This window comes from Niabella soli DSM 19437 (assembly GCF_000243115.2).
Taxonomy (GTDB): Bacteria; Bacteroidota; Bacteroidia; order Chitinophagales; family Chitinophagaceae; genus Niabella; species Niabella soli.
Map to the genome: position 1 here is coordinate 2,129,937 of NZ_CP007035.1, position 13,374 is coordinate 2,143,310.

At 45.4% G+C, this 13,374-nt stretch carries 15 protein-coding genes; 8 read left to right on the forward strand and 7 right to left on the reverse strand.

The window, feature by feature from the left end:
- Positions 1 to 166 precede the first annotated feature (166 nt).
- A complete protein-coding gene (locus NIASO_RS09065; RefSeq protein WP_008584185.1) occupies positions 167 to 1,432 on the forward strand; it encodes a CinA family nicotinamide mononucleotide deamidase-related protein in 1,266 nt (421 codons plus the stop codon).
- Here NIASO_RS09065 and NIASO_RS09070 read toward each other — a convergent pair.
- A complete protein-coding gene (locus NIASO_RS09070; protein ID WP_008584184.1) occupies positions 1,429 to 1,950 on the reverse strand; it encodes a 5' nucleotidase, NT5C type in 522 nt (173 codons plus the stop codon). The genes NIASO_RS09065 and NIASO_RS09070 overlap by 4 nt on opposite strands.
- Positions 1,951 to 2,107: 157 nt before the next feature.
- Between NIASO_RS09070 and NIASO_RS09075 the strand changes: the two genes are divergently transcribed.
- Positions 2,108 to 3,688 (forward strand): carboxylesterase/lipase family protein, encoded by a 1,581-nt coding sequence (locus tag NIASO_RS09075; protein WP_008584183.1) that lies wholly within the window; start codon positions 2,108 to 2,110, stop codon positions 3,686 to 3,688.
- A gap of 1 nt (position 3,689) precedes the next feature.
- Here NIASO_RS09075 and NIASO_RS09080 read toward each other — a convergent pair whose 3' ends face one another.
- Both NIASO_RS09080 and NIASO_RS09085 read right to left on the reverse strand, forming a co-directional pair.
- Entirely contained in the window at positions 3,690 to 4,211 is a 522-nt protein-coding gene (locus NIASO_RS09080; protein WP_008584182.1) for a GNAT family N-acetyltransferase, read from the reverse strand.
- Positions 4,212 to 4,405: 194 nt separating this feature from the next.
- A complete protein-coding gene (locus tag NIASO_RS09085; RefSeq protein ID WP_008584181.1) occupies positions 4,406 to 5,542 on the reverse strand; it encodes a DUF3810 domain-containing protein in 1,137 nt (378 codons plus the stop codon).
- Positions 5,543 to 5,552: 10 nt separating this feature from the next.
- On the opposite strand from NIASO_RS09085, the gene NIASO_RS09090 reads away from it, so the two are divergent.
- The 3 genes from NIASO_RS09090 to NIASO_RS09100 are packed head-to-tail and all read left to right on the forward strand — an operon-like array spanning position 5,553 to position 7,953.
- Positions 5,553 to 6,104 carry a GNAT family N-acetyltransferase gene (locus NIASO_RS09090; RefSeq protein ID WP_008584180.1) on the forward strand — a complete coding sequence of 184 codons (552 nt, stop codon included), beginning with the start codon at positions 5,553 to 5,555 and terminating at the stop codon, positions 6,102 to 6,104.
- Positions 6,101 to 6,793 (forward strand): HD domain-containing protein, encoded by a 693-nt coding sequence (locus NIASO_RS09095; RefSeq protein ID WP_008584179.1) that lies wholly within the window; start codon positions 6,101 to 6,103, stop codon positions 6,791 to 6,793. The genes NIASO_RS09090 and NIASO_RS09095 overlap by 4 nt, the downstream gene beginning before the upstream one ends.
- Before the next feature lie 11 nt (positions 6,794 to 6,804).
- Positions 6,805 to 7,953: a methionine aminotransferase gene (locus NIASO_RS09100; RefSeq protein ID WP_008584177.1), complete on the forward strand. Its 1,149-nt coding sequence runs from the start codon at positions 6,805 to 6,807 to the stop codon at positions 7,951 to 7,953.
- A 451-nt stretch (positions 7,954 to 8,404) separates the two neighbouring features.
- On the opposite strand, the gene NIASO_RS09105 is transcribed toward NIASO_RS09100, so the two are convergent.
- Positions 8,405 to 9,106 (reverse strand): VIT1/CCC1 transporter family protein, encoded by a 702-nt coding sequence (locus tag NIASO_RS09105; RefSeq protein WP_008584175.1) that lies wholly within the window; start codon positions 9,104 to 9,106, stop codon positions 8,405 to 8,407.
- Between the two features lie 374 nt (positions 9,107 to 9,480).
- Here NIASO_RS09105 and NIASO_RS09110 point away from each other — a divergent pair, with 374 nt between their 5' ends.
- The 3 genes from NIASO_RS09110 (at position 9,481) to NIASO_RS09120 (ending at position 11,216) form a co-directional block, all read left to right on the forward strand.
- Positions 9,481 to 10,095: an FMN-binding negative transcriptional regulator gene (locus NIASO_RS09110; RefSeq protein WP_008584173.1), complete on the forward strand. Its 615-nt coding sequence runs from the start codon at positions 9,481 to 9,483 to the stop codon at positions 10,093 to 10,095.
- A gap of 124 nt (positions 10,096 to 10,219) precedes the next feature.
- Positions 10,220 to 10,762 carry a Panacea domain-containing protein gene (locus NIASO_RS09115; RefSeq protein WP_008584170.1) on the forward strand — a complete coding sequence of 181 codons (543 nt, stop codon included), beginning with the start codon at positions 10,220 to 10,222 and terminating at the stop codon, positions 10,760 to 10,762.
- On the forward strand, positions 10,743 to 11,216 hold the full coding sequence (locus NIASO_RS09120; protein WP_008584169.1) for a hypothetical protein: 474 nt from the start codon (positions 10,743 to 10,745) through the stop codon (positions 11,214 to 11,216). Before NIASO_RS09115 ends, NIASO_RS09120 begins: the two co-directional genes overlap by 20 nt.
- Positions 11,217 to 11,231: 15 nt before the next feature.
- Here NIASO_RS09120 and NIASO_RS09125 read toward each other — a convergent pair whose 3' ends face one another.
- From NIASO_RS09125 to hpt, 3 genes are all read right to left on the reverse strand, one after another.
- Positions 11,232 to 12,419, reverse strand: coding sequence for an oxygenase MpaB family protein (locus NIASO_RS09125; protein WP_008584167.1), 1,188 nt, complete (start codon positions 12,417 to 12,419; stop codon positions 11,232 to 11,234).
- A gap of 31 nt (positions 12,420 to 12,450) precedes the next feature.
- Positions 12,451 to 12,699, reverse strand: a complete 249-nt coding sequence (locus NIASO_RS09130) for a hypothetical protein (protein ID WP_008584165.1) — start codon at positions 12,697 to 12,699, stop codon at positions 12,451 to 12,453.
- 130 nt (positions 12,700 to 12,829) lie between these two features.
- Entirely contained in the window at positions 12,830 to 13,372 is a 543-nt protein-coding gene (gene hpt, locus NIASO_RS09135) for a hypoxanthine phosphoribosyltransferase (RefSeq protein WP_008584163.1), read from the reverse strand.
- Positions 13,373 to 13,374: the final 2 nt, after the last annotated feature.

Consider the following 13,374-nt stretch of genomic DNA (forward strand, 5'->3'; position numbering starts at 1 on the left):
CCGGAACAGCAAAAGTGACTAAAAAAAGGACTTAAATGATCCCTACTCCAATGGTTTACATTACATGCAATTGCCGGCATCTTTCTCGTCCGATCATTTCGCACCTTCGCAGCCCGGTAGTTAAAATCCCATAAATTCAGGATATTTGTTCTCTACAATAATAATTATGAACGCATCAATTATCACTATCGGAGATGAATTGCTGATCGGCCAAACCATTGATACCAACAGCGCCTTCATTGCACAGGAATTCAATAAGGTGGGCATCTGGGTAAAGCGGCGCGTTGCCGTAGGCGATGTTGCTGAAGATATTGCACAGGCGCTGGATGAAGAATCGGGGATCTCGCAGATCATTATCCTCACCGGCGGCCTGGGGCCTACCGCAGACGATATTACAAAGCCTTTGCTCAATAAATATTTTGGTGGCAAAATGACCACCGACGCTGCCGTGGCCAAACATGTAGAACACCTGTTCCATAACGTGTACCGCAGGCCCGGCCCCATTGATGAACGCAACAAAAAGCAGGCAGAAGTGCCCGACATAGCCAAAGTATTGCATAACGCACGCGGCTCGGCACCGGGTATGTGGTTCGAAAAGATCGTGAACAACCGGAACGTCGTATTCGTTTCTTTGCCCGGCGTGCCGCATGAAATGCAGGGGCTTCTTATTGACGAAGTGCTTCCCCGGCTGCGACAACATTTTAAATTCCCGCATATCGTGCACCGCACGGCGCTGACCGCAGGCATGGGCGAATCGATGGTAGCAGAACGCCTCCTGGATTTTGAAGCCCGGCTCCCGCAACACGTTAAACTGGCTTACCTGCCTTCTTATGGGATGGTAAAATTACGCCTGACCAGCCAGGGCACTCATGCAGAAAAATTAGATGCCGCAATAGATCTGTATTTTGATGAAATGACTGCATTGCTGCAGGACATCCTGATTGCAAAAACAGACCAGCCGGTTGAAGCCCTTATCGGGCACTTGTTGTTAAAAGAAAATAAAACGCTGGCCACCGCCGAAAGCTGCACCGGGGGAAATATTGCGCACCTCATTACCCGCGTACCCGGCGCCTCAAAATATTATAAAGGCAGCATCGTTTCCTATTCCAATGAAATAAAAGAGGCATTACTGAATGTAGAAGCAGGCGTCCTGGAAAGTGACGGCGCGGTAAGCAATGCCACGGTACAACAAATGGTTAAAGGCGCCTTAAAACAATTGGGAACCGATTATGCAGTGGCAACCTCGGGCATAATGGGTCCTGATGGCGGCACTGCGCAAAAGCCGGTGGGCACCGTTTGGTTGGCCGCGGGCAGTGAAGATAAGATCATTACCAAATTGATACAACTCCGTTTCAACCGGGAACAAAATATTGAAACCGCAACGCTACAGGCATTGCTGCTGTTACGCAAAGTGATCCTTAACGAAATTTAGTGCGGAAGCAACAGGTGCGCAACCTCGCGCCAATCCTTTACCCGGGTATGACTCCCCGGGTCCTTCAGCATATTATGCGGTTGGGAAAAGAGAATAGTCTTGCCTTTAAAATGATCCAGGTTCTTAAAATGATCGTCCAGCATAATATCCCCGGCAATAACCTGTTTAGAACCACAGAGCACTATTTGCTGCCAGGAAAGAAAAGGAAAATGTTGCTGCAGCCATTGGTATTTTTCATAAAGGCTTAAGGGGAATTCCATAGCAGATGAAACGATGAACAGCTCATAGTTCCTATTGAGTTGTTCCATTACGCCAACGCTTCCGGGCATTACAGGCGCATTCAAAAAAAAGCCCGGTGAATTTACATACACCCTTACGTTTTTATAAGCTTCTCTTTCAGTCTTTCCCAGCAGATCCCGGTCGGGCTGAACTGCGCCCAGCTCGTCAGTTTCGAACTTCCTGAACTGGCTGTACACATCCGCCAGCACGCCATCCATATCTACTATTAAACGCTGCATTGAGTCTGTTATTTTTCTGGGGCCAGCTTCAGAACCGCCATCAGCTTTACTTGTGTCACTCCCTTCAACTTCCTGTTCGCTGCGCAGCACTTCAAAAACGGGCCACGGCAAAGATAAAATAACGTATCTTCATAACCGCCACAAAACGGTCTATGTTATGTATAAAACGATTGCTGTTATAATAGCCTGTAGCTTTTTTTCATTGCAGACCATCGCACAGACGCCAACCTCCACGCCGGTACAGGTGCGGGTTCAAAACGGAACGCTGGAAGGATTTACAGACGTAAAAACCGGGTTAAATCTTTTCCTGGGCGTCCCCTTTGCGCAGCCGCCTACAGGGCCCCTTCGATGGAAAGCACCGCAACCCTTGCAGCACTGGAGCGGCGTGCGCTCCGCAAAAAAGTTCGGACCGAGGCCCGTTCAAACCAATGTATTTGGCGACATGATCTACCGCTCCGATAGTACGAGCGAAGACTGCCTGTACCTGAATATCTGGGCGCCCGCCAACAAAGGAAAAAAGCTTCCGGTACTGGTTTATTTTTACGGAGGAGGTTTTGTCGCAGGCGAATCATCGGAACCAAGATACGATGGCGCTGCCATGGCGCAAAAAGGCATCATCGCCATTACCGTTAATTATCGCCTGAATATCTTTGGCTTCTTTGCACACCCCGAGCTTAGTAAAGAAGCCCCGTACAAGGCATCTGGTAACTATGGTTTGCTGGATCAGCAGGCCGCATTAAAATGGGTGCATGATAATATTGCCGCCTTCGGCGGCGATCCTCAGAAGGTCACCATTGCCGGAGAGTCTGCCGGTTCCATTTCCGTAAGCACACAAATGGCATCGCCTTTATCAAAAGGACTGTTCGCCGGCGCCATCGGCGAAAGCGGCGCCGCTATCTATCCTACCCTGGCTCCCGTTCCACTGGATTCAGCAGAGCATATCGGGCAAACATTTGCAGCTAAAAATGGGTTACATTCTTTAAACGAATTGCGCAACCTTTCTACAGAAGCGCTTTTCAGCTTATACAATACTTCAAAACGGTTCGGCTTCCCGCTGGTACTGGATGGTTATTTCCTTCCCCAAACACTTCCTGAATTATTTGAACAGCACCGGCAATCGATGGTACCCTTGTTGGTAGGATGGAATTCAGCCGAATCCGGCGAGGCGGGGTTCCTCCGGGGACGGCAACCTACCGAAGAAAATTTTATGGCAGCAGTAAAGGAAAACTTTCCTGCCGATTATGAAAAAATACTCGCGGCGTATCCTCATAAAACGGAAACAGCAATCCGGCAGTCCGCAGCCAATATAGCTTCCGATCGCTTTATTGTTTTCAGTACCTGGAAATGGTTCGACCTGCATCGAAAAAACAGCAGTCAAAAAATATACCGGTACCTGTTCAGCAAAATAGCTCCTAATAATTTACCGCCCGACAAGCAACCCATCGGGGCTGCACATGCCAGCGAGATCCCCTATTGTATGGGCAACCTTTACCTGTTACCAAAAATCAAATGGACACCGGACGATTATAAAACATCCGAAACCCTGTTTAATTATTTTGCAAACTTTATAATAAAAGGAGATCCGAATGGCACGGGGTTGCCCCATTGGTCAGCTATAAAAGCCGGAGATGCAGCGCCGCCCGTAATGGATATTACTACCAGCAGTAAACAGATCCATCCTTCAGACCAACGTTTTCATTTCTGGGAGGCTTATTTAAAAAAGCAACGCAAAAAATAGTCTATACGGCTTCAAATTCTTTGGCATATACCACCATTCCCGAAACGTGTTTCAAACCGTTCTCCACCAGCTCCACGGCCATAAATGCTTCGTCGGGTACGTCAAACGGAGCGGTGATATGCCACTGCGATGCCGGAGTGAATCCAAAACGCGGATAATAGGTCTCATGCCCCACTACTATGACCGAAAGATAGCCGATTTCCCGGGCGCGGTTCAAACCTTCGTTTATTAAAGCAGCGCCAATCCCCTGGTTTTGATGCATCGTAGCCACAGCTATGGGAGCCAGTGCCAAACTTTGATGACAATGGTTTAAACTGTCAATGATCTTAATTTTTGTAAATAAAATATGGCCCAGTATTTCTAAATGGTTTTCAGCAACCAGGGACAGCTCTGGAATGAAGGCCTTGCTGTGTCTAAGCTGGTTAATAAGATTGGCTTCCTCCACCCTGCCAAAAGCAGCTTCATTGATAGTAGCAATGGCTTTAAGATCTTCTGCCCGCTCCGCCCGGATCAACACTTCCATGGAACTCAAATTTTCTCAAAATTAAAACTCAGAGTGTTTAAATAAAGTCAAAATAAAAATCTTTGCAAACTTTTAAACTTACGAAAGCTTTCTGAAAAAAATGGACTGCGATACTGAATGCTGGATATTTGTTTCCGGATACTTGATTGGGCGAGTATCCAGCATCGAGGATCAGGCATCAAGCATCCGGCAATTCAGATCGCCTCCCGCCCGTATTTCCGGTACCACCCGATCAGCCAGATCACTACCTCATCATAAGAACGGTTCCCCGAGGGTTGGTTATTAGCCCGCAGATAATTTCCATACAACCAGTGAATAACCGGTTCAATCCGGTTCTGGTATTTTTTATAAAAGCCGATATACGTCTTTATGTCTTTTTTTACCTGCGGATGAAGGGTGCTGTCGTATTGTTTCACTTTTACAGAGTCCAGGCGATATAACTCACTTGCCGCATACAGGTACATCACAAAATCCGTTGAATACTGAAAATGAATAGAAGGATGTTTCCGGCTGGTCAGGAAGCTCATAAAGTTCGCTTCGCTTTCTTTTGCGTAGCCCACCTGGTGCCCTATTTCATGCGTTACAACCGACGGTAATAAAAAAACCGGAATGGTGGTATTCACCTGTGCTTCTCCCGAAAACGGGTTATAGTAGCCCTGGATCCCAATATAATTCATGGCTTCACTAAATAAAGAAGGCTTCACTGAAACCGGGGTATTATTTAAAAAAGGATACTCCTTCTTTGCGACCCGGTACGCCACATTACTTTGCTTAAAAAGAAAACGCGTATTAAGTAAGGAATCTCTGTCCCTGACGGTCATTGCGGCGGCATCCCTGTTGATGCGTGCGTGTAATGTCTGTACCAGGGTATCCAGGTCTTTTACCGTAATATGCGCAACATTTAACCCAAACTGCTTTTCAATGCCCGGACGACTATAATTCAATCCCCAAAGGGCGTAGAAAATAATATACAAGCCGAGCATTGCAAGAAGCGTGTTGTTCAAATGTTTGCCCCATCGAATGCTGCGAAGCTTTCCTTTAAGCAATCTTTTTATAACGCGCGCCAACAAAACAATCACCAGGATTATTAGGCCGGTATACAAAACATCTCCAATGCTAAAGGGCAGCCAGCCAAACAAAAAACGCAGGCTTTTTGATACGCCGCTATAAAAGCCCTGCGTATAAAATTTTTCTATCTGGGCGGGAAAAAGGGATAGCACCTTAATAATAAGGGCGAGTACAACGAGTATGATCCATTTTTTTCCCCGGCTGCGGTTCATCAAAACAAATGTATTATGATTCTGGTAGTTTTGCAATATTAAGCATATCATAAATTTATGTATGAAAATTGAACCGGTTATTGTTACGCTAAAAAATAATATTACCGTTACCATAAGAGCCGCAGTGAAGGCAGATGCAGAAGCAGTGCTGGAAGCGGGTTGGCGGTACCTGGAGGAAAGCCCTTACCTGATCACCACTGTTAATGAATTTAACTTTACCAAACAACAGGAACAGGCCTGGATCCGCAGCCTGAATGAAAAAGAGAACAGCCTTTTGATCGTAGCCGTTTATAACACAAAAATCATCGGCAGTCTGAACCTCAGCGGGGAAGCCCGGAGCAAGGTTTACCATAATGCCACCCTGGGCATTGCCCTGCGGAAGGACTGGCAAAATATTGGCCTGGGAACCGCTTTGCTGCAAACGGCTCTTAACTGGGCACAACAAAAAGCCATTCTTAAGAACATCTGGCTCAACGTGCATGCCACCAATGAACGCGCCATAGCCTTATATAAAAAAATGGGATTTAAGGAAGCCGGCTTTCAGCAAAATTATATCAAAGAGGCGGATGGCAGTTTTACTGATAATAAATTAATGGGCTTGGCATTGCAATGAAACAGATATATTCGCTTGTTAATAGAAACGAGATGAACAATAAAGAACAGGTCATAAATAATACGGTGCTGTTTGTGCAACAGGAATTAAGCAATGCCGAAGGCGGCCACGACTGGTTTCATATTGAGCGCGTATGGAAAACCGCGAAACAGATTGCGGTATCGGAAAAAGCAGACCCCTTCATTGTTGAGCTGGGCGCCCTGCTGCATGATATTGCAGATGCTAAATTTCATAACGGCAATGAAAGCATCGGACCTGAAAAAGCAAGAGCTTTTCTTGAAACGCAAGAGGTGGATGCCGCCACCATTACGGCGGTGGAAAACATCATTAAATATATTTCCTTTAAAACAAGTTATGCGGCGAACAGCTATCAATCCCCCGAGCTCAACATCGTACAGGACGCAGACCGGCTGGACGCTATAGGAGCTATTGGCATTGCCCGGGCTTTTAACTATGGAGGCTTTAAGAACCGCAAACTTTACGACCCGGCAATTCCTCCCGCGGTGTACCAGACTCCGGAAGCATATAAAAAGAACGAAGCGCCGACCCTCAATCATTTCTATGAAAAATTATTTCACCTGAAAGCTAAAATGAACACAACGGCTGGAAGAAAAATGGCGGAAGCGCGCCATCAGTTTATGGAGGCCTTTATTGCCCGGTTTTATAAAGAGTGGAACGGGGAAGCATAAAAACAGATCCGATGGCATTACGCACCAAACATACAGCAGCTCCACTAAATATATTTACCATCATGTCGGCCCTGGCCAAAAAAGAACAGGCCTATAACTTATCACAGGGGTTACCCGACTACCCGGTGGCCCCGGAACTCGGCGAATTTTTAAAAGAAGCCGTTACCAACGGCTACAACCAATATGCTCCTATGCCGGGCCTGGTGGAATTACGGGAGCAGATCGCCGTTTATTTCAACCGTATTTATCATTCGGACTATTGCCATGCAAATAATATTACCATCACGCCAGGGGCTACCTATGGCCTTTTTACGGCGTTTGCAACGATCCTGGAGCAAGGCGACGAGGTCATTTACCTGGAACCCGCTTTTGATTGTTACCTCCCTGCCATAGAGATCAACGGCGGTATTCCCGTTTGCGTGCGGCTGGATGCGGCCCGTAATTTTGAGATCGACTGGCAAAAAATAAAAGACGCTGTCACTTCCAAAACGAAGGTCATCCTGATTAACACGCCTCACAATCCCACGGGAACTGTTTGGTCAAAAAACGACTGGGACACACTGGCGGATCTGATCAGCGATAAAAATATTTATGTCGTTTCCGACGAAGTGTATAACACCATCCTGTTCGATGGCCAGCAACATATTCCGGGTTATTTACAGGAGCGGTTACGCAACAGGGTCATCTCCGTTTATTCTTTTGGGAAAATGTATCATATCACCGGTTGGAAAGTTGGCTTCTGTATTGCAGCCGAGCACATCACCAATGCCTTCCGTTCTATTCACCAATACCTGACTTTTAGCGTGAATACACCGGCGCAATACGCATTGGCACGCTACCTGGAGCTGCACCGGCCAGATGATGAAGCATCCGTCTTTCTTCAGAAAAAGCGCGACTTGCTGATCAGGGGGCTGTCCGGTTCAAAATTCAAACTCAATGGTACCACAAAGGGTAGTTATTTTCAACTTTTTGATTACAGTGCGCTCAGCGACCTGCCCGACATCGCTTTCGCGCAATGGCTGGCCACCAGGCACAAGGTAGCCACGATCCCGTTAAGCGCCTTTTACAAGACGCCGCCAGGCATCTCACAGGTACGATTCAGTTTTGCAAAAGAGGATGCAGTCATAAAAGCCGCTACGGATATTCTTGCCGGATTATAAAAATAGTTTTCCTGGTGACACTTTTTTTGCAGCCCAACAGCAGCACTACTATCTCTCGATAGTTATCGCATCTGCGTCAAGCTAAGCGCGACATTCAATCTGCTGGAATGGCAACTACACCAGCATTTGAGCCATTTTCGCTCCGTTAAGAGCGTTGTGTTTATAGCAATCGTAATGGTATTTGCTCGGGCTGTTTACGTAGATGATCATGAATACTATAAACACGCGGTGCTTACAGCGCCTGAGTCGCCTTCCTTATCTTGACGCGAATACAATAGCTATCGGAACACACTTGAGCAGTGGTGCTGCCGGCGTTAATTTAATCGCGCAATGGCAAACGTGAGAGATAAGGAACTCACATTTATCGTTTCACGTCTCACAATAATTTACAATCAATGCACTGTCTGCAAATCAAAATAAATGTATCTGCTTTTGCAGCAGCACAATCGGATCAGCTCGTATGCACGCCAAACAAATAACCTACCAATGCCGATGCCCCCATGGCCACCGTGCCCCAAAAACACACCCGCAGCATTCCCTTTATAACACTGGAACCGCCGGCGCGGGCAGCGATGACTCCGGCAACGGCCAGAAATAATATAGAACATACGTACTCAAATAAAATCATGTTCTTAACGGGTGCAAACAGTGCCACCAGCAGCGGCAACAATCCTCCCGAAATAAACGAAGCACCTGAAGCCAGCGCCGCCTGGAAAGGTTTGGCCTGTGTTATTTCATTAATACCCAGTTCATCTTTTGCATGGGCTTCCAGGGCATTATGTTCTGTAAGGGCTTTGGCCACCTCCAGCGCCAGCCCGGGCTGCAATCCGCGCCCCTCGTATATCTTAGCCAGTTCCCCCAGTTCCGCTTCGGGCATCGTTTCCAGCTCCCGCCGTTCCCGCACCAGGTCTGCTGTTTCAATATCCGATTGAGAACTTACCGAAACATATTCTCCCGCAGCCATTGAAAAAGCGCCGGCTACAATGCCCGCAAGCGCCGCCAATACGATCGCGTTCCTTAAATCGGTGGCCGCTGCAATACCAATCACCAGGCTTGAGGTAGACAAAATGCCGTCATTGGCGCCCAGCACAGCCGCACGCAGCCAGCCGCTCCGGTTTACATAATGCTCTTCAAATTGCAGGTGTCTATGCATTGTCGTTTTATTTTAAAATGATATAACATTCACAGATTTTTCAGATTCATATAGAAACTTTGAACTGCGGCGCGGCGGAGCGTTTGACAAATTTATCTTTTAAGCTCCGGCAGGAGCAACGTGTTTATAGAAAATATACGAGGCGGGAATTGGGCTCTCCCGCCCGGCGGGATGCCCCATGTTTACGCGGCGTCCTACGGAGCCGATGCGCTTCATCACGATGATGCTACAAACACGAGGCTCCTCCGGAGCCATAGCCACTTCGCCTGAATTCAATGTTTCCTTATTAAAGGTAATTTTGTCAACCACCCCGCGCGGCCGGTACCTGTAAAATTAATAGTATCTTAGTCAACATCCTGAATAAAATTCAACGCATGTACATACCTGCTTTTAATAAAATGACAGACCCTGATGCAATTATCAGTTTTATAAAACGGTTTTCATTTGGCACCATTATAACCACTGAGGCAACCGGAAGGCCCGTGGCAACACATCTTCCTTTTTTAATTGAAAAAACAGCAACGGGCCTGTTCCTGTTATCCCATTTTGCAAAGGCTAACCCGCAATGGCAACAGATCGCAGCTAATAAAAACATCCTGGTTATTTTCAGTGAACCTCATGCGTATATTTCCCCTACGCATTATGAGCAGGCCCTCAGCGTGCCTACCTGGAATTATATTACCGTTCATCTTTACGGACAGGGAGAAGTGATCACCGATCCACAGCAAGTAACGGAGCTCCTGGATCGTACCGTTGAAAATTACGAGCCGGCGTATAAACCTACTCATGATGCATTGCCCAAAGATTTTATCCAGAAGATGAGCAAGGGAATTGTTGCCTTCAAAATTCAGGTAACCGATATACAGGCCAAGGAAAAATTAAGTCAGAATAAAACAAAAAGAGAGCAGGAAAAAATCATTCGAACCCTTTCTGCCAGCCCGTTGACTACGGAACAGGATATTGCAAAATATATGCGGGAAAGACTTTGACTGCCATTTTTCAAAATTTCGCTCTAGCAACAATTTTATAACTCATTAACAATAACATGTTTATAAAATAATTATCTTATTTCATAAACATGTTAGCTAAAAATATTAGTTTTGTAAATCAACTATGATAGACTTTCCCTTTAACAGAGAAAAGGCAATTAACGCCATGTTGCATATCTGCAATTCGTTAGGTGGAACCTGGGATAAATATTCTTTATTAAAAATCTTATATTTTGCTGAACAAAAGCATTTGGCAAAATATGGCCGACCGATTACCGGCGACAACATTGTTGCAATGGAATACGGGCCTGTTCCTTCAATATCCTACGATGAGGTCAAATATTCAAAAGTCAATCCTCATTTTTTTTCAATTACTGATAATATTGTGACGGCAAAATCAATCGCAGATCTGGATTTATTATCCGCATCAGACTTAGAATGCCTGAATGAATCTATTGAAGAAAATAAACATCTTTCATTCGGCGATTTAAAAGCAAAATCGCATGACAAGGCTTATAACTGGACCATTCAAAATCTTGGAGAAAATCAAACTATTCCCTACATAGAAATTGCTAAAGCAATTGGCGCAACTAATGAAATGATCGAATTTATCAGGCTAACCTCAGAAAATTTTAATTTCACCTTTAATGAAAAACACGATTGGTGATGCGCTTCCCTATCCTCAAAGAAAAATTCTGGCAGATTTAAATTTTAAGGTCGGATCCATATTTAAGTTTTATGATGCCGTAGCAAAAAAAGAAAAAAGACTTATTCTTATTGGAATAAGATATGATAAAATTATTGTAGCTTTTTTGCGGATCAATACGAAGATAAATACAACTATTTTTCCTAGCGAGGAATTACGAAACGAACACCTGGAGCTGGAATTCGACCGAGAATTGAGGCCATTTTTGACGCATACCTCTTACGTAAATTGCTCAATTTTTCTTGAACAGCACGCTAAAGCAATTTATAACTTGCTAATAGATAAACCCAGTATACATATTGGTACTCTTTGCGAGGCCGACCTCTTAAAAATAAAACATAAAATTTCAACTTCAAAATTGCTATCACCAAGCCAAAAGAAAAATTTCGGTCTATTCTATACCCCCTTGAAATAAGGCTATCATTAATTGTTACTGCATCTTATACTTTAAATAAATATCCAGCGCGTTTTGCTGCCGGTTGCCGCCATACTGAATAAGCCGCTGCCTGGAGACAGGATCCTTTATTTTCTTTTCCAGTTTTTTTATGCGCCAAAGCAGCAAACGGCCGGCGGCCTTAAACCGGGGTCTTGGTATTTGTAACAAACCGCAGGAATAGTCCCCTAAAAAATAATAGTTGAAAAACAAATGCAGTTGCTGCATGAGGTTGCGCAGCAATTTATTCCGGGGATAACCTGATACCACCGTCTCATTTACCAGCGCCCTGGCCAGTGCAACAGAATCCTTATCTCCTGCACTTTGCGTCATTGTCCAATAGTACAAGGCTTCTATAGCCTGTTTTTCGTTATCGGGTAGCAGCTCTAACGGAATGCCCAGCAGGTAGCCAATGTATTTCCAGAAATGGAATAGCCCCTCCTTTTCTTCCTCCGTTGGCTGAAAGCCCATACGTTCCACGCCTGTAAGAAATACGATCGAAAAGCCCAGTTGGGTCGCCAGCATATCCCAGGTATTTAGCGGAACACCCCAGCGCGCATTGTCCCAATCGGTTTTATCCAAAATACTGATGCGGGAAAAGGCATGTATCATACGGGTGCTTAACACATGCCAAAGGCCGTTACCGCCCTCTTCAAATGCCTCATCGCGTGTAATGCCCACCCAGAAAATGGTGGTTTCGGTAATCCGTTTGGCGGCGCCCTTTTTTAGTGCCCCGGTATAAATAAGCGGCTTATTTATGGCAGCAGACTCGTAACCGCCCATCAAACAATAATTCCGCAGTACCATGAGGCCGGGAATGCCCGAACGCTGGCTCAGCTCCACCCCTTTTTTCAGTTTCTCCCTGTTGAGCCAGGAAGGATGTATTTCAAAAGTCTGAAAAAAAAGGTCCAGCAACTTCTGGTGCTCCGGAGCAACCGTCTGTTGATCTATATAGGCTTTTACCATAGCATGCGCCTTTCCAAAGCCGATCTTATTATACAATTGCCGGACCACCGCATCAGCCGGCCCGTCTGCTTCAAATAAATAATGTTTGTATTGCTCGGCATTGCGGATATCGGGGGTAAACCCCAATCGTTCCAGCAGGGATGCACCCACCCCTTTCTTCCAGTAATAATCAAAAGAAGTGGTATTGATCCTGTACCGTTCCGGCGTGTCTATCCTCATTTTCAACCCTTCATTTTAAACGGGGGCAAAGTTAGGACGAATTTCTGGACGACTTAGCAATAAGATAGATCCCGCCAATCACCAATACCGTGCCCATCCCTATGAGAAAGGACCTAATCTCACTTTCGCTAACCCCATTTTGATTACCCGCTGCTATTTCAGTGTTCTCATTATGAGTGGCAGTACGTTCGTTTTTGTATTTAAGGTAATAACTCGTTAACAATGCAACCACCCCTGCTACCAGCAGGATCTTTGCTTTACCTTTTGCGTTTGTTTGCATAGTATTAAATTTATGAGGGCATTTAAATTCATCAAGGTCTTAGAGAAGCTTATCTCTTAATGGTTATTTTTAAAGCTAATGACAGCAGCCTTAAACCGTTTATCGACCAGAAACCTAACAGTTTCCATTCCTACTCCGGGTCAGCCAGTTGATAAATAGCGCCGTGATTCCGACCCAGGCCGTCATAGTCCAGCCCATAGCCCACCACAAATTTATTGGGGATCACAAAACCCGTGTAATCAATCGGCACTTCATATTGGGTCATTTCCGCTTTATGCAGCAGGGCTACAATCTTTAATGAATGCGGTTGCTGGTGTTGTAATTGCGGCAAAAAATAATGTAATGTTTTCCCGGTATCAATGATGTCTTCAAGGATCACCACATCCTTCCCGTGCAAATCATCTTCCAGCCCGATGGCCGTGGTTACATTTCCGGTTGATTTCGTGCCTTTATAGGATACCAGCTTTATAAAACAGATCTCGCTATCGACAGTAAGGTATTTAAAAAAATCGGCGGCAAACATAAACGAGCCGTTCAGTATGGCAATAAAGTACACCTTTTTGCCGGCATAATCTTTATTGATGGCATCTGCCAACTCTTTAATTCTTTTCTGCAACACTTCTTCCGAAAGGTATATAGAAAACCGTTTATCATGTACAGTGATATCTGGCATGG